Annotated in this window: 14 protein-coding genes; 8 read left to right on the top strand and 6 right to left on the bottom strand. The window is 74.2% G+C overall.

The window, feature by feature from the left end:
- Positions 1–45 precede the first annotated feature (45 nt).
- Positions 46–1,647, bottom strand: a complete 1,602-nt coding sequence (locus ABD901_RS39195; protein ID WP_345135236.1) for a CocE/NonD family hydrolase — start codon at positions 1,645–1,647, stop codon at positions 46–48.
- 125 nt (positions 1,648–1,772) lie between these two features.
- Here ABD901_RS39195 and ABD901_RS39190 point away from each other — a divergent pair, with 125 nt between their 5' ends.
- The gene (locus ABD901_RS39190) at positions 1,773–2,321 is read left to right on the top strand and encodes a TetR family transcriptional regulator (protein ID WP_345135234.1); all 549 of its coding nucleotides are present in this window, start codon (positions 1,773–1,775) and stop codon (positions 2,319–2,321) included.
- 10 nt (positions 2,322–2,331) lie between these two features.
- On the opposite strand, the gene ABD901_RS39185 is transcribed toward ABD901_RS39190, so the two are convergent.
- Complete coding sequence (locus tag ABD901_RS39185) at positions 2,332–4,122, bottom strand: EAL domain-containing protein (RefSeq protein ID WP_345135232.1); 1,791 nt, start codon at positions 4,120–4,122, stop codon at positions 2,332–2,334.
- A gap of 334 nt (positions 4,123–4,456) precedes the next feature.
- On the opposite strand from ABD901_RS39185, the gene ABD901_RS39180 reads away from it, so the two are divergent.
- A complete protein-coding gene (locus tag ABD901_RS39180) occupies positions 4,457–5,875 on the top strand; it encodes an MFS transporter (protein ID WP_345135230.1) in 1,419 nt (472 codons plus the stop codon).
- A gap of 117 nt (positions 5,876–5,992) precedes the next feature.
- On the opposite strand, the gene ABD901_RS39175 is transcribed toward ABD901_RS39180, so the two are convergent.
- The 3 genes from ABD901_RS39175 to ABD901_RS39165 all read right to left on the bottom strand — a co-directional run bounded on the left by ABD901_RS39175 (position 5,993) and on the right by ABD901_RS39165 (position 9,316).
- Entirely contained in the window at positions 5,993–6,832 is an 840-nt protein-coding gene (locus ABD901_RS39175) for a fumarylacetoacetate hydrolase family protein (RefSeq protein ID WP_345135228.1), read from the bottom strand.
- Between the two features lie 56 nt (positions 6,833–6,888).
- Positions 6,889–7,557 (bottom strand): FadR/GntR family transcriptional regulator, encoded by a 669-nt coding sequence (locus ABD901_RS39170; protein ID WP_345135226.1) that lies wholly within the window; start codon positions 7,555–7,557, stop codon positions 6,889–6,891.
- A gap of 76 nt (positions 7,558–7,633) precedes the next feature.
- The gene (locus ABD901_RS39165) at positions 7,634–9,316 is read right to left on the bottom strand and encodes a GDSL-type esterase/lipase family protein (protein ID WP_345135224.1); all 1,683 of its coding nucleotides are present in this window, start codon (positions 9,314–9,316) and stop codon (positions 7,634–7,636) included.
- 350 nt (positions 9,317–9,666) lie between these two features.
- Between ABD901_RS39165 and ABD901_RS39160 the strand changes: the two genes are divergently transcribed.
- Both ABD901_RS39160 and ABD901_RS39155 read left to right on the top strand, forming a co-directional pair.
- The gene (locus ABD901_RS39160; protein WP_345135222.1) at positions 9,667–10,389 is read left to right on the top strand and encodes a DUF2334 domain-containing protein; all 723 of its coding nucleotides are present in this window, start codon (positions 9,667–9,669) and stop codon (positions 10,387–10,389) included.
- A complete protein-coding gene (locus ABD901_RS39155; protein WP_345135220.1) occupies positions 10,386–11,498 on the top strand; it encodes a glycosyltransferase in 1,113 nt (370 codons plus the stop codon). Before ABD901_RS39160 ends, ABD901_RS39155 begins: the two co-directional genes overlap by 4 nt.
- Positions 11,499–11,504: 6 nt before the next feature.
- On the opposite strand, the gene ABD901_RS39150 is transcribed toward ABD901_RS39155, so the two are convergent.
- Positions 11,505–12,416: a DMT family transporter gene (locus ABD901_RS39150; protein ID WP_345135218.1), complete on the bottom strand. Its 912-nt coding sequence runs from the start codon at positions 12,414–12,416 to the stop codon at positions 11,505–11,507.
- 74 nt (positions 12,417–12,490) lie between these two features.
- Between ABD901_RS39150 and ABD901_RS39145 the strand changes: the two genes are divergently transcribed.
- From ABD901_RS39145 to ABD901_RS39130, 4 genes are all read left to right on the top strand, one after another.
- Positions 12,491–12,985 carry a molybdenum cofactor biosysynthesis protein gene (locus tag ABD901_RS39145; RefSeq protein WP_345135215.1) on the top strand — a complete coding sequence of 165 codons (495 nt, stop codon included), beginning with the start codon at positions 12,491–12,493 and terminating at the stop codon, positions 12,983–12,985.
- A gap of 60 nt (positions 12,986–13,045) precedes the next feature.
- Positions 13,046–13,543 (top strand): GNAT family N-acetyltransferase, encoded by a 498-nt coding sequence (locus ABD901_RS39140; RefSeq protein ID WP_345135213.1) that lies wholly within the window; start codon positions 13,046–13,048, stop codon positions 13,541–13,543.
- Positions 13,544–13,705: 162 nt separating this feature from the next.
- Positions 13,706–14,134, top strand: coding sequence for a hypothetical protein (locus tag ABD901_RS39135; RefSeq protein ID WP_345135211.1), 429 nt, complete (start codon positions 13,706–13,708; stop codon positions 14,132–14,134).
- Between the two features lies 1 nt (position 14,135).
- Positions 14,136–14,834 carry a hypothetical protein gene (locus ABD901_RS39130; protein ID WP_345135209.1) on the top strand — a complete coding sequence of 233 codons (699 nt, stop codon included), beginning with the start codon at positions 14,136–14,138 and terminating at the stop codon, positions 14,832–14,834.
- Position 14,835 lies beyond the last annotated feature (1 nt).

Raw genomic sequence — 14,835 nt, 5'->3', positions numbered from 1 at the left:
GGATCGGGGCGGGCGCCCGACCGGCGCCCGCCCCTCCATTCGCAGTTATCGCGTCGGTACGTCCACATAGGACCCGCCGGCGATGGTCACCGACCCGCCGGGGGAGTTGGCGTCGTAGTACAACGGGTCGACGGTGTCCACGACGAGGGTCAGGGAATGCCCCGCCGGTACGTCGTACGCCGTCGCCGACAGCGCGACGTCCACGTTGCGGCTGCCGCCCGACGTGCCCAGCCACGTCACCGGGGCGTGCGTGATGAGCTTGGCGGTGCCCAGCGCGTCGAGGTCGTAGAGGTACGCGACCACGGTGCCCGTGGCCGCCGTGCCCGTCAGGTTCAGGTGCACCTGCGGGATGCCGCGGATGCGCAGCGCCGAGCCGGGCCGCTCCGACGCCCACACCCCGGCGCGCAGGCGATCGACGGTCGGCAGCCAGATCTGCGGCTGCTGGCCGGTGAACGCCGACACGCCGTTGGTCAGCAGCACCACGCCGCCGTCGGCGGTCGTGTCGAGCTCGGTCGGGATGGTCTTGCTCCAGCCGGTGCTGGGCGCGCCGCCGAGCAGGCCGGTCCCGTCGAGCCAGCGGATCGAGCCGAGGCCGTAGCGCTTCGTGGACGTGTTCAGCGCCGCCCACGACCCGTACTGCTCGGTCCCGGCGTTGAGCGACTTCACGAGCACGGGCGGTTCGGCGCCGATGCCGGTGTCGACGCCGGCGAGGTACTGGTCGAACCAGCGGTACAGACTCGTCCAGGCGTCGTTGGGCAGGCCCAGGATGCCGGTGAACTCCGCGATCGCGTGGTCGCCGGGGCGCAGCTCCAGCCGCTTCGGGGTGCTGAGCCGCCCGAAGAGGTCGACGAGCTGGTTGGGCGGGAAGAACGAGTCGCCCCACGCGTTGGCGATGAGCACCGCGGGCCGGTTGGCGTTGATCGCGTCGAGGTACGTCGCCGCCGAGCGCACCCGCGCCCACGCCTTGACCTCGTCGACGTTGCGGTTGGCGTTGAAGTCGGCGAGCTTGCCGGACAGGTCGGTGCCGGGGTTGCCCAGCAGGCTCGCCGCGAGGCTCAGCAGCCCGGCGGACTGCTGGTGGCGGGTGTTGTCGCCGTAGAGCGAGTACACCAGGTCGCTCCAGCCGCTCATCATCACCACGGCGCGGATGCGCGGGTCGAACGCCGAGCCGAGCAGGCTGATCCCGGCGCCGTAGGAGACGCCGGCGGCGCCGATGCGGGCCGGGTCGGTGGCGGTGTTCGCGATCGTCCAGTCGATGACCTTCGACAGGTCGGCCATGTCCTTGGGCCCGGCGGTGTCGATCTCGCCGCCGGAGGACCACCACCCGCGCGGCGTGTACGACACCACGACGTACCCGCGCGAGGCGATGGTGCCGGCCTGGGCGATGTACTCGAGGTCGTTGAGCCCCCAGCTGGCCGGGAACACGATCGCCGGGTACGTGCCGGCCGCGGCCGGCGCGACGACGTTGGCCTTCAGGGTCACCCCGGCGCCCGGGATGTCCGCGAACCGCACTCCCGTGGTGGCGAGCGCGGCCTGTTGCGCGACGGCGGCGGCCGGCGATGCGGCGGCCGCGGGCGCGGCGCCGCCGGCAGCGGCGGTGAGGGTCAGGGCGAGCAGGGCGATCAAGGTTGCGCGTGGTCGGGGCATACGCACTCCTCCTGGCGGGGTGGGGCGCTGTCAAGTGGCGGCAGCGTAGGAGCCCGTACCGAGAAAGAGAAGTTCGTGACATTATCATTACCGGCCGGTAACATCTGTCGCTTGAGGAGGTCGCCGTGCTGTACGGAGCCCCGACCCCGCGACGCCGCGACGCGCAGCGCAACCGCACGGCGATCCTGCAGGCGGCCAGCGAGCTGATGATGAGCCACCGCACCGAGGTGCTGATGCCGGAGATCGCCCGGCGCGCGGGCGTCGGCCAGGCCACGCTGTACCGCCACTTCCGCGACCGGCACGCCCTCGCCGCCGCCGTGGTCGCCGACCAGCTGCAGCGCCTCGAGGCCTACATCGCCGCGAACGCCGACCACCCGGCCGCGTTCCGCACGCTCCTCACCGAGGTGCTGCGCACGCACCTGGCGATGCGCCCGCTCGTCACGCTCATCGGCGGCCTGGACCGCGAGACCCGACGCCGCTACACCCACCGCGTCGTGTCGACGCTGACGCCACCGCTGCGCCGCGCCCAGGCCGCCGGCGACGTGCGCGCCGACCTCGCCCCCGAGGACCTGGCGCTGCTCTTCGCGATGCTCTCCGGCGCCGTGGACTCCCAGCCCGCGCCGGCCACCGCCGAGCGCTCGATCGCCCTGCTCCTCGACGGCGTCTTCCGGTAGCCTCGCCCGGCTACAGCCGGTGCCGGCCCACTTCGACGGGCCGGTCCAGCCGCCCCATCGGCACCCTGGCCACGCCCCGCGGCCGCCCCGTGCGCAGCAACGCCGTGAGGTGATCGGCCGGCGCCGGCATGCCGAGGTGGTACCCCTGCGCGTACGGCACCCGCAGCTGCCGCAGCCGCTCCAGCTGGTCGTCCGCCTCGATCCCCTCGGCCGTCACGTCGACGCCGACGCTGCGCCCGAGGTCACCGAGCAGCTTGACCACGGCGTCGTCGTTGCGGTTGTCCAGCATCCCGGCCACGAACGAGCGGTCGATCTTCACCCCGGTGACGGGCAGGACCGACAGGTGCCGCAGCGTCGCCGACCCGGCCCCCATGTCGTCCAGCACGATCCCGACGCCGTTCTCCCGCAGCTCGCGCAGCTGTTCGACGGCGGCCTGCAGCTGCGCCAGGTCGGCCGACTCGGGCAGTTCCACCCGCAGCCGGTCCGGCGCAAGGCCGGTCCTGCGCAGCGCCGCCAGCACCCACTGCGCGAGGCCGGCCCCGCGCAGCGTCTCGACGGTGAGGTTCACGTTGACGCACCGTGGCGCCCGCTCGTCCAGCGCCGCGTCCCAGGCCGCGAGGTCCGCGCACGCCCGCTCGAGCACCCACCGGTCCAGCTCCGGCAGATGCTGCGCCCGCCGCGCGTCGGCCAGGAACTGCCCCGGCGTGAGCAGCCCGTGCCGCGGATGCTGCCAGCGCACCAGCGCCTCGACGAACCAGACCCGCCCGTCGTTGACCCCGAAGATCGGCTGGTAGAACAGCCGAAGCTCGCCGCGCTCGATGGCGTCGCGGACCCCGTCACCGGCCCCCGCCCGCCGCTCGGCCCCCGCACCGACGTCGAGCGCGACGCGCACCGCGCCCCCGCCGGCCTCCTTCGCCCGGTACATCGCCAGATCCGCCTCGCGCAGCAGCGTGTCCGCGTCGACGCCGGGCGCACCCACGGCCACCCCGACGCTGGCGACGCGGTGCGCCTCGGCCGGCAGCTCGGGGTCGGGCGTCGCGATCGCCTGCCGGAACCGCTCGCCCAGCGCCACCGCCGACAGGTCCGACCGCGACCCGCCGGCGACCCGCGTCAGCACCGCGAACTCGTCCCCGCCGAGCCGCGCCACGACGTCCCCTTCCCCGGCGACGGCCGCGAGCCTGCCCGCCGCGGACGCGATGAGCCGATCGCCCACGTTGTGCCCGAGCGAGTCGTTGACCTGCTTCATCCGGTCGAGGTCGACGAACACGACGGCGATGCTGGGCCCCTCCTCCCGGCACGCGACGGTGAGCCGGTTGAGGAACCGCGTCCGGTTGGCGAGCCCGCTGAGCGGGTCCCGGACGGCCTGCTGCGCCATGAGATCGGCCAGCGCCTCGTACAGCCGCGCGGCCGAAACCCGTGCCAGCCGCCCTTCTTCGCGCCGCACGAGCACGTCGTCGTAGCGCCGGACGCGATCCCGCCGCCCGACGAGCTCGCACACGTCGACGATGAGCGCCCCTTGGTCGACGATCGTCGGCGCCGGATCGGCGGTGCGCCCCACCGGCGTCTTCTCCCACAGCGCCCGCCCGTAGCCGAAGGGCCCCGACATCAGCTGCCCGAACCGGTCCCGGCTGATCAGCCCGAGCCCGCCGTCGAGGTACACGACGGCGACGCACGGCAGCCCGGGATCCCCGCGGAACAACAGATCCAGCTCAGTGCAGCGCATGCCGGCATCGACGACCGCGACCGGCCGCGCCAACGGCCCGACGATCTCGGGCGGCTCTCCCGGCGCGACCTGCGACACGCCGTCAATCATCAACGACCGTGCACGCGGCACAAAGTCCCAATCTTCCCGATTACCGGCGCGTAACCCCCCATTCAGCCAAACTGATACGGCCGTCCTCATTGCCGCCGCGCCGGTGACAACCCGCAGCGTCTCCCGTGCCGAGCGTGCATTCCCGGGCATCGGTGTGTGACACCGGCCGGCGGCGAAAGGGGGCGGTCGCCGGCCGCCCCTTCGCCGAAGCCGCGGTGTCTCTACCACCGGTCATGGACAACACGGCAAGGGAGACGCCTGAGATGGGGAAGAAGATCATCGTCACCACAAACTGCTTCCGGTTCGCGGCGCGGCGGCCGGCATGAACAAGGGTTCGATCCTGGCGATCGCGTGTGCGGCGCAGTTCATGGTCGTGCTCGACGTCGCGATCGTGAACGTCGCCCTGCCCTCGATCCAGCACGATCTCGGCCTCGGCCTGCCCACCCTGCAGTGGATCATCATCGCGTACGGCCTCATGCTCGGCGGTTTTCTCCTGCTCGGCGGCCGGATGGCCGACCTTCTGGGGCGCCGGCGCGTCCTGCTGGCGGGGCTGACACTGTTCACGTTCGCCTCGCTGGTCGCGGGCGTGGCGGGTTCCGCGGGGCTGCTGATCGGCGCTCGGGTCCTGCAGGGCTTCGGTGCTGCGCTGATCCCGCCGGCCGCCCTGTCGACCCTCGCCGTGACGTTCCCGGAGGGCGGCGAGCGCAATCGTGCGGTCGGGCTCTACGGCGCGGTCACCGGGGTGTCGGCGTCGGTCGGGGTGATTGCCAGCGGTCTGCTGACCGATGGCGCGGGCTGGCGGTGGGTCTTCCTCATCAACGTGCCGATCGGCGTCGTGCTCACCGCGATGGCGGCCGTCTTCCTGCCCGCCGACGCCGGCGACCATCGCGGGCGCGAACGCTTCGACGTCGCCGGCGCGGTCACCGTGACCGGAGGTCTCCTGCTGCTCGTCTACGCCCTCAGCCGCGGTGCTGACATCGGCTGGGGCACCGCGGCGACGCTCGGGCTGTTCGCCGCCGCCGTCGTGCTGCTGTCCGCGTTCGTGCTGATCGAGCGGCGGTCCCGGGCACCGCTGGTGCCCGGCTCGGCGGTGGGCAACCGCACCCTGGCGGCGGCGAACCTGTCGTCGTTCTTCACGTTCGGCGCGTTCTTCGCCCTGATCTTCCTCGGCTCGCTGCTGATGCAGCAGGTGCTCGGCTACTCGCCGACGCGCACGGGCTTTGCGTGGCTGGCCACCACGGCGGCGTCGTTCGTGGCGGCCGCGATCACGGGCGGGAAGCTCGTCGCGCTGGTGGGCGTGCGGCGCTTGCTCGTCGCGGGCCAGTCGCTCCTCGCGATCTCGGTGCTGCTGCTGACGCGGGTGCAGGCCGGAGCGGACTTCGCCACCGATCTGCTGCCGGCGCTGCTCGTGGCCGGCGTGGCCGGGGGCATTGCGGCCCCGGCCGCCCAGCTCGGTGCGCTGTCCGGAGTCACGCCCGCGATGAGTGGCTTGGCATCCGGCCTCGTCGAGACCACACGCGAGATCGGCGGTGTGGTAGGCGTCGCGGCCGTGTCGACCGTGCTCGTCTCACGGTCCGGGGCGAACGCCTTCCACGCCGCGTTCTGGGTGATCTTCGCCATCGCGGCGCTGGGCGCGCTCACGGCGGCGATCGGCTTTCCGAGGCGCATGGCACGTGAGACCGGGCCCGAGCCGGCACCGCCTCACGTTTCGACCCCGGGGAGACCGATGCGGCAAACGTGACCGCGATGCAGAGCACCCGTCGGGCCGAGACGTTCCTCGGCCCGACGCAGTTCCCGCGGGGTCGCGTGCGGCCGCGCTGACGACCCGGTTCGTGGGCGGCTCTCCTCGCCGGAGGACTCAGACGAAGCGCTGGCGCTGGCGGCCCAGGGAGTCGATCTCCAGCTCGACGACGTCGCCGGTGCGCAGGTACGGCTGGTTCGGCAGGCCCATGGCCACGCCGGCGGGGGTGCCGGTGTTTACGACGTCGCCGGGGTGCAGGACCATGAACTGGCTCAGGTACCAGATCAGGTGGGGCACGCCGAAGATCATGTCGGCGGCGGTCTCGTTCTGGCGGGGCTCGCCGTTGACCCAGGAGCGCAGGCGCAGCGACGGGACGTCCAGGCCCTCCGGGGTGACGAGCCACGGGCCCAGCGGGTTGAAGGTCTCGCAGTTCTTGCCCTTGTCCCACTGGCCGCTGCGCTCCAGCTGGAACTCGCGCTCCGAGACGTCGTTGCTGATGGCGTAGCCGGCGATGTGTGCCGCGGCGTCGTCGGGGGAGTCGAGGTAGCGCGCGGCGGTGCCGATCACGACCGCCAGCTCGACCTCGTAGTCGGTCTTGGTGCTGGCCCGCGGGATGAGCACGTCGTCGTCGGGGCCGACGACCGTGTCCGCGGCCTTCATGAAGACGACGGGCTCGGCGGGGGGTTGCGCGCCGGTCTCCGCGGCGTGGCGGGCGTAGTTGAGGCCGATGCACACGACCTTGCCGATGCGGGCGACCGGCGGGCCGACGCGCATGCCGGCCGGGACGTCCAGGCGGGGGAGGGAGTCCAGCGCCGCCCAGGCGCGGGCCGGGCCGCCGGAGGCGAGGAACGTCCCGTCGATGTCGTCGGTGATGCCGGACAGGTCGAGGTAGGTGCCGTCCTCGGCGACCGCGACGGGTCGCTCCGAGCCGGCCGGGCCGAGGCGCGCGAATCTCATGCCGGCCAACGTAGTAACCGAGAGGCCAAGTGGTCAAGCCAATCGAGCGGAGCCGGCTAGGCCTGGGCCGCGGCCGCGATCCGCGTCAGGTGCGCCGTCATGGCCTCCCGGGCGGCCGCGGCGTCGCGGCGGTCGATGGCGTCCACGATCGCCTGGTGCTCCGCCGCCGTGCGGCGCAACACCCCAGGGCGCGAGGACGTCAGGGCGCGGCTCGCCCGCCCGAGCGTCGACAGGGTCTGCAGCATCGTGGCCAGCAGCGGGTTGCCGGCGGCCTCAGCGATGAGCCGGTGCAGCGTCACGTCCGCCGCGACACGATCCGGCGAGGCCAGCGCCGCACGCATCGCCGCGACGTCGGCCGCGCCGGCCCGCGCCGCGGCCAGGGCCGCCAGGGCCGGCTCGATGACCAGCCGCGCCTCGAACAGCTCCGCCACGGTCCGCTCGTTGAGCGCCATCACGAACTGCAACGGCTCGAGCAACGCGCTGGTGGACAGGGCCGCGACATAGGTGCCCGAACCGTGCCGGCTCTCCAGGATGTTCAGGCTCACCAGCGAGCGGATGGTCTCCCGCAGCGTCGGCCGGCTGATCCCGAGCAGCTCGCTGAGCTCCCGCTCGGCCGGCAGGCGCTGCCCGGGGGCGAGCCGGCCGTCGACGATCATCTCCTGGATGCTGCGCATCGCCTCGCCGGCGGCCGTGGAGCGCCGGACCGGTGTGAACTCGGTGGACATCGAGCGCTCTCCAGGTGACTAGGTGACCTGGCCATCCTAGAAGCCCGGGGCCGGGCCCCGGGCTCCCGAAGCGAGCTCAGCCGTCGACCTCCAGCTCGTAAATGCGCGTGGCGCCGTCGACGTTCTGGGTCGGCGTGGTGACGGTGAGCCGCACGTAGCGCGCGGTCGCCGCCGTGATGCGGTGCGTGGTCACGCCGTCGGCGTTGGTCGTGACGGCGACCGCATTGGTCCAGGCCGCGCCGTCCGTGCTGAGCCCGATGGTGAAGGCCCGGGTGTTGTACCCGATCGCCTCGCCGCCCGCCGCCGCGTGCCGGACCACGAACCGCCGCACGGTGCGCGCCGCGCCCAGGTCCAGCTGCAGGCTCGCCCCGGCGGTGCCGCTGCACCACTTGCTGTTGCCGGTGACGATCCCGTCGGCGGCCTTGGCCGGGGACTCGGCCGCGACGCACGGCGCGGAGCCGGTGACGGCGGCTCCCCGGGCGAGATTGACGCCCGCGTAGGCGCCGCCCTCGTCGGTGATGGCGAGATCGTCGACGTAGCCGCGGAAGGCGCCGGTGCCGGTGGGCCGGTCGAAGCCGACGTCGATGCGCGACACCGTTCGTCCGGCCAGGCCGGCCAGGCTCACCCGCACGAGGTTCCACTGGTTCACGACCAGATGGCCGCCCTCGCCCTGGTACTGCGGATGCGCCCGCACCCCGAACTGGTCCACCGCGCCGGAGTCGCGCAGCGCCGAGCCGTCGGTGAACTGCAGGTCCACGCCGGCGAAGGTGCCGGTCGCCTGCTGCGGGAAGATCCAGTACGACAGCACGCTGGAGGAGCCGAGCGGCACGTCGACGGCATGGATGCGCTGGTAGGAGTACGACTGCGTCGCGGAGTTGTCGGCGCCGGAGTACATCAGCGCGCTCGTCCCGCTGTGCGCGAGCTCGGTGCGCGGCGAGGACTCCGCCGCGGTCAGGCCGCAGCAGTACCCGCCGACGCCGACCGAGGCACCCGCGCTGTCCAGCCACGTCGGTGCGGGGTCGCCGGTCTCGAACGAGGTGCCGAACAGCGGCCAGTCGCGGCCGTCGCCGAGGACCGGTTCGAGGCCGGCGTACCAGCGAACGGCCATCTTCGCGTAGCCGGCGTCGTTGGGGTGCAGGGTGTCATTGAGGTCGGAGCTCGCGAGGCCGGACAGGTCGACCAGCCGGGTGCGGGCCTTGCCGGCCAGCGCCGGCGGGACGGCGGCGTTGAAGGCGTTGATGCGCGCCTGGATCGCCGGGTCGAGCGCGGGCACGATCTTCGCGACCAGGACCGTGGCGGCGGGCCGGTCGGCGAGGATGCGGTCCACGAGCGCGGCGAGGCGCGCCGGCGCGTTGCCCACGTCGTAGTTCTGGTTCATGTCGTTGGTGCCGATGTGCAGCAGCACCACGTCCGGCTGGTACGTGGCCAGCCAGCCGTCGACGTTGGCGGCGATCTCGTCGATGCGCCACCCGGAGTGGCCCTCGTTGTCGGTGTCGGGCAGGGCGCCGGAGCGTTGCGAGCCGACGAAGTCGATCGCGTACCCGGCCTGGACGGCGAGGCGGTTCCACAGGGCGGCGCGGTAGCTGGAGCCGGTCGGGCTGCCGACGCCGTAGGTGATCGAGTCGCCCAGCGGCATGATGCGGATCGGCCGGGTGGCGACGGCGGCGCCGGCGGGCCGGTCGAGCGCGGGCAGTAGCACGGGCAGGAGGACGGCGGCGAGGAGAGCGAGCAGAGCGGTGAACGGGCGGAGTCGGCCCATCGGATACCCCCACATGGCGGATGGCGGCGAGTATCGACAAGGGTCGCTGTCACGCGCTATAACTGTCAAGAGTTGACAAAACTGGCTGAATTGCCGGGTTCACGCCGTCCGTACATGTGCGGTTCATGTCCCTGTCAGCGCACGTTCGTCGATGCGATCGTGACCTGCGCCGCATTCGCCGCGCCGGGCGCCCGAGGCCCCAGGCCGTTGTGTGCCACGTGCTACCGTCCGGCGACAGGTACCCCGACTCGGCAGCTGCTAGCCGCCTTGACCTGGTGTGATGGGCGTTGGTGATGGGTGTGGATCCGTCTTCGGAGGGCTCCGGCGAGACACGAGCACCGTTGATGGTCGTGAGCGTCCACGACGTGGCGCCGGCGACCGCCGACGAGACGGCGCGCTGGTGCGCCGATGCCGACGCGCTGGGCATCCCGGTGTCGCTGTTGGTGATCCCGGGACCGTGGCGCGGGATGTCGCTGACGGAGCACGGCGACTACGCGCAGGTGCTGCGCGAGCGCGCCGCGCACGGCGACGAGCTGGTGCTGCACGGCTGGTGCCACCAGGCCGGCCCGGAGGGCACCGCGGTGCGCCGCGCGGTCGGCCGGGCCGTTGCCCGCGGCGCCGCCGAGTTCGCGGCGCTCGACGAGGAACAGGCGGCCCGCCGCCTCGACGACGCCAAGGCCGTGCTCGACCGGCTCGGGCTGTCCACCACCGGCTTCACGCCGCCGGGCTGGCTCGCCTCCCCGGCCGCGCAACGCGCGCTGGCGGGCGCCGGGTTCCGGTACACCACGGATCATCTCGGCGTGAAGGACCTGCGCTCCGGCCGGTCCCGCCGCGGCTTCGCCCTGTCGCACCGCCCGGGCGGCACCGGCGAGCGGCTCGGCTCGGCGATCCTGCGCGCCGGCGCGTCGTGGGCGGCCCGGCGCCGCCGCGGCCTCGTCCGCGTCGCGCTGCACCCCGACGACCTGCACCGCCCGGCCCTGCGCGACGACACCCTGCGGGCCATCGAGGGCGCGCTGCGGGCCGGCGCGCGCGCCACAACCTACGGCGCCGTCGTCGACGCGGCGGCATCGTGAAGATCGTCCAGCTCGCCAACTTCTACACGCCGGTGTCGGGCGGGCTGCGCACCTGCGTGGAGCAGACCGGCCGCGGGTACATCGCCGCCGGCCACGAGCGCGTGACCCTGGTGCCCGGCACCGAGGACCGCGACATCACGCTGCCCGACGGGCGCCACCTCACCGTGCGCAGCCCCCTGATACCCGGCTCGGGGGGCTACCGGGTGCTCACCGCCCGCACCCGGGTGTGCCGGCTGCTCGACCTGGTCGAGCCGGACGTGATCGAGGCCAACGACAAGCTGAGCATCGGATGGCTGTCGCCGTGGGCGCGGCGCAATGGCGTGCCGCTGGTGCTGGTGTCGCACGAGCGCATCAACGCGATCCTGCGCACCCGCGTGCCGCGCTGGTTCCCGCTGGACGCCGCCGCCACCGCCGCCAACCGCCGCCTGCACCGCCTCGTCGACCACATCGTGCTCACCTCCGCCTTCTCCGCCGCCGAGTTCGCCGCCTTCGAACCGGTCAAGACCCACCGCGTGCCGCTCGGCGTCGACCTGGTCACCTTCCGCCCGGCGCCGCGCACCGGCGGCGAGCAGATCCGCCTCGTGACCGTGACCCGCCTGTCCGCCGAGAAGCACCCCGACCTGTCCGTCGAGGCCCTGCGCGAGCTGCGCCGCCGCGGCATCCCGGCCACCCTCGACGTCATCGGCACCGGCCCGATGCTGCGCCGCCTGCAGCGCGACGCGGAGGGCCTGCCGGTGCGCTTCCTCGGCCACGTCGCCGACCGGCAGCGCCTCGCCGACCTGGTCGCCGGCGCCGACGTGTCGCTGTCGCCGTCGCCGGCCGAGACCTTCGGCCTGGCCACGCTCGAGTCCATGGCGTGCGGCGTGCCGGTCGTGGTGCCGGCCAAGGGCGCGGCCGGCGAGCTGCTGCTGCGCCCCGAGTCCGGGCGCGTCACCGACGGCACCCCGCAGGGCCTGGCCGACGGCGTCGAGTCGCTGCTGGGCGTCCCGGCCGAGCTTCGCCAGTCCGACGCCCGCGCCGTGGCGGAGCAGTTCCCGTGGTCGGCGACGGTCAACGGCCTGCTGGACGTCTTCGCGGCCGCGACCGGACGCCACCAGCCCGTGTCCTGAGTGGCGTCAGGGCGCGCGCTGGGCGACCAGCTCGGCGGCGCCGGGCTCCGCGGCCCGCGCAGCGGCGCGGGCCGCGGCCCGGGACGCGGCCAGCAGGCCCACGCCCGCCACGAGCAGGACCACCACGGCCGCGGCGCTCCAGGGCCACCACAGGGCGCCGCGCCAGCCCGCGTGGAAGACGGTGGCGTCGAACACCGCGCTGCTGACCGGGTCGGCGATGCTGATCGCGGTGAGCGCCGTCGGCAGCGAGCCCGCGGCGAACGCGTCCTGGGTGAGCAGGCCGCTCGCGCTGGTCGAGGCGATCAGCCCCAGCATCGACCAGTCGTGCGCCAGGGCGGGCACGCCGTCGCGGGTGAGGGTGTCGGCGACGAGCACGACGAAGACCGCCGTCAGGCACGTGCACACGCCCGCGGCGACGCCGGCGAGGGCGCCGCGCAGGCGGGCCTCGGTGCGTTTCGGCAGCAGGTGGGCCAGCCCGACGAAGGCGACCATCACCGCGGCGGCGACCCCGACCGCGGGGGCGACGTCGGCCCGGTTGAGCGTCTGCGGTACCGCCGGACGCGCCACGACCAGCAGGGCCAGCCCCGCGCAGACGGCCACGGTGCCCAGCCACGCCCGGGCCGGCGGCCGGCGCAGCGTGAACATGGCGAACAGCAGCTGCGTGACGAGCAGCGCCTGCACCACCGTCAGCGAGCCCAGGTGCAGCGCCACCGCGTGCGCGGCGAACGCGGCGACGTTGAGCACCCAGCCGGCGAGCCACCAGCGGTCGCGCACCAGCCGGCGCACGAGCAGCAGCACCCGCACCGGCAGGGCGCGGTCGTGGACGTCCGGGGCCGCGCGCTGTGCGGCCCGCTGCTGCATCGCCGCGGACACGGCGAACATGGCGGCGGCGAGGACCGCGAGGACGACGGCAGGCATGGTCCGGATGTTGTACCGCAGCAGCATGGCGCCGCGGCGACCAGGGGATGGCCCGCCGGTGTTGAATGGTGGGAGTGGGTCACGGTTCGCACATCCTGGAGCTGCTCGCCTCGCCCCGCCACCGCTTCGAGGGGCGCCCGCAGGACGGCCCCGCGCCGGCGCCCGGCGGCGAGCTCGTCGAGGCGATCGAGCTGCGCGCTGGCCTCGGTGTCGTCGGCGACCGCTACTTCGCCCACCCCGCGCACCGCGACGCGAGCGTCACGCTGATCGCGCGGGAATGGCTGCCGCCCGGCGCCGGCCTCGCCCAGGTGCGCCGCAACGTCCTGGTGGAGGGCATCCCGGTGGACGACCTGGTGGGCGCCGTGCTGACCCTGGACTCCGGCGACGGCCCGGTGCGCCTGCGGGTCAACCGCCGCGCCAACCCGTGCGCCTGGATGGACGTGACGATCGCACCCGGCGCCTGGCGGGCCCTGCGCGGCCACGGCGGGGTGCGCTGCACCCCGCTCGACGACGGGTTGCTCCGTGTGGGTTCCGTCACCTTCACGGTCTTAATTCCAGACTCAGGCTAGCCGCCGCCCGGCGTCTGGGTCTAGCGTTTGGACTCAGCCGGACTCCGGGGGGAGGCACCGATGCTCATCAGACCGTGGCGCGACGGCGACCGGGGGCTCGTGGTCGCCGCGCAGGAGTACCTTTCGCCGCGCACCATCGACCGGCGGTTCCTGGTCGGCAGCGGCGGTCGCCTGCCCAGCTCCTACCTCGCGCACATCGCCGCCGGCCCGCGCCCCGAGTGGGACGCCCAGGTCGCGGTGGACGGCGGGGTGCTGTGCGGCTGGGCGGAGTACGGCCGCATACCGGGCGGCGGCCCGGCGGCCGACCTGGCGGTGCTGGTCGCCGACCCGTGGCAGCGCACCGGCCTGGCCTCGGCGCTGATCCGCGCCCTGGTGCAGCGGATGATCGCCGCCGGCGTCACGACCATCCACGCCGACGTCGCCGGGTCCAACGCGCCGAGCCGCGGCCTGGTGCGCGCGCTGGCGGGATCGGACCCGGGCCCGTCCTACGCCGACGGCCTGCTGCACTATGCCTTCGGTCTGGCCGCGGTACCGGTGGAGTCCCTCGTGCGCAGCTGACCGCGCGATTGCCGGCACTGAGCCCGGGAGGCCCCGGCCGCCGGCGCCGGCCACAGCGGTAGACAGCACACGGCCCGCCGTTCCGCGCCGTACCCGGGCCGGGACCTCCCGAAGAGCGGCGTTCCATCCCGTTCCATGCGGGGCGGCGTTACAGTGATCGGCGTGAGTCGGCGGCGTGTCTCGGTGTGGTCCGCGGTCGTCGTGCTCGCGGTCTCGACGTCGCTGACCGTGGTCGGCGCGACCGCCGCATACGGCCGGATGCGCCCGCCGCTGGAGCCCGAGCAGGACGGCATCCGCTGCTACAGCAAGGCCACCCTCGCCGGCGGCGACCACTTCTACGGCACGGCCGTGCCGTTCAGGCCCGGCGCCGATGCCACGCTCGGCCTCGGCCGCGACGCGGTTGCGCAGTGCACGCCGCTGTGGCGCCTCGGCGTGCTGCGCCGCAACGTGCGCCGCCCCGCCGAGCCCGACGGCCGCGAGCACGAGGTGCCCACCCTCGACGCGTGCGAGCTGCCCGACCACCGCCCCGCCGTGTTCCCCGGGCAGTCGGGCACCTGCCGGCGCCTCGGCCTGCCCAGCCTGGCCTGGTGACGTGCGCCTGCCCGTCCGCGTGCACGACCTCGGCGACCCCGCAGCGCCGCGCGCCGGGGCCGGCCTGCGCCGCATCCTCGTGCCCGCCCGCCCGTTGCGCCACGCGCACCTGACGCACCTGCTCTGGTACCACACCGGCGCCCTCATCGCGTCCCGCGCCGACCTGCTGCGGCTGGGCGCGCTGTTCCGGCTCGCCGCCGTGAGCCCGCACAGCGCCGTCTACCTGCCGCTGCGCGGCAACCCGCCGAGCCCGTCGGCGGAGGCGTGGCGGGACGCGCAGGGCCTCGCCGACCTCGTCGTCGCCCGCCGTGAGGCCGCGCTGCGCCCGTCGGCCTGGCCGGACCTGCGCGCCCGCCTGCGCCGCGGCCGAGGGGTGCGCCCGGCCGGCCCGACCGCGCCGCCGCCCCGCGAGGCACCACCGACCGGCGAGCACCTGAGCGCCGCGGAGCACGGGGCCACAGTGTTCTTCCGCGGTACCGCTGCCGCGCTCTTCGACGCCGGCGACGAGCTCACGCGGTGCGGTGACGAGGTCGCCCGCCACCGCGACGTGCGCCGCTTCGGCGGTCCGGCGCTGCTCAGCCAGTTCGACGGACCCGGCCTGGCGCCCGGGCGGCGCGACGAGAGCTGGGAATGCATGATCCTGGCCGAGGACCCGCTCTTCCAGCGCCGGCCGGTCGGGCCGGCGCTGGAGCCCGCGTGAC

It is taken from the genome of Dactylosporangium darangshiense, assembly GCF_039537565.1.
Classification (GTDB): Bacteria; Actinomycetota; Actinomycetes; order Mycobacteriales; family Micromonosporaceae; genus Dactylosporangium; species Dactylosporangium darangshiense.
This window is presented reverse-complemented; position numbering and strand designations above follow the sequence as displayed.

Coding starts and splice junctions, on each gene's coding strand:
- ABD901_RS39165 (WP_345135224.1), bottom strand. CDS start 9,316: ATGGGCCGACTCCGCCCGTTCACCGCTCTGCTCGCTCTCCTCGCCGCC.
- ABD901_RS39140 (WP_345135213.1), top strand. CDS start 13,046: ATGCTCATCAGACCGTGGCGCGACGGCGACCGGGGGCTCGTGGTCGCC.
- ABD901_RS39170 (WP_345135226.1), bottom strand. CDS start 7,557: ATGTCCACCGAGTTCACACCGGTCCGGCGCTCCACGGCCGCCGGCGAG.
- ABD901_RS39150 (WP_345135218.1), bottom strand. CDS start 12,416: ATGCCTGCCGTCGTCCTCGCGGTCCTCGCCGCCGCCATGTTCGCCGTG.
- ABD901_RS39195 (WP_345135236.1), bottom strand. CDS start 1,647: ATGCCCCGACCACGCGCAACCTTGATCGCCCTGCTCGCCCTGACCCTC.
- ABD901_RS39180 (WP_345135230.1), top strand. CDS start 4,457: ATGAACAAGGGTTCGATCCTGGCGATCGCGTGTGCGGCGCAGTTCATG.
- ABD901_RS39175 (WP_345135228.1), bottom strand. CDS start 6,832: ATGAGATTCGCGCGCCTCGGCCCGGCCGGCTCGGAGCGACCCGTCGCG.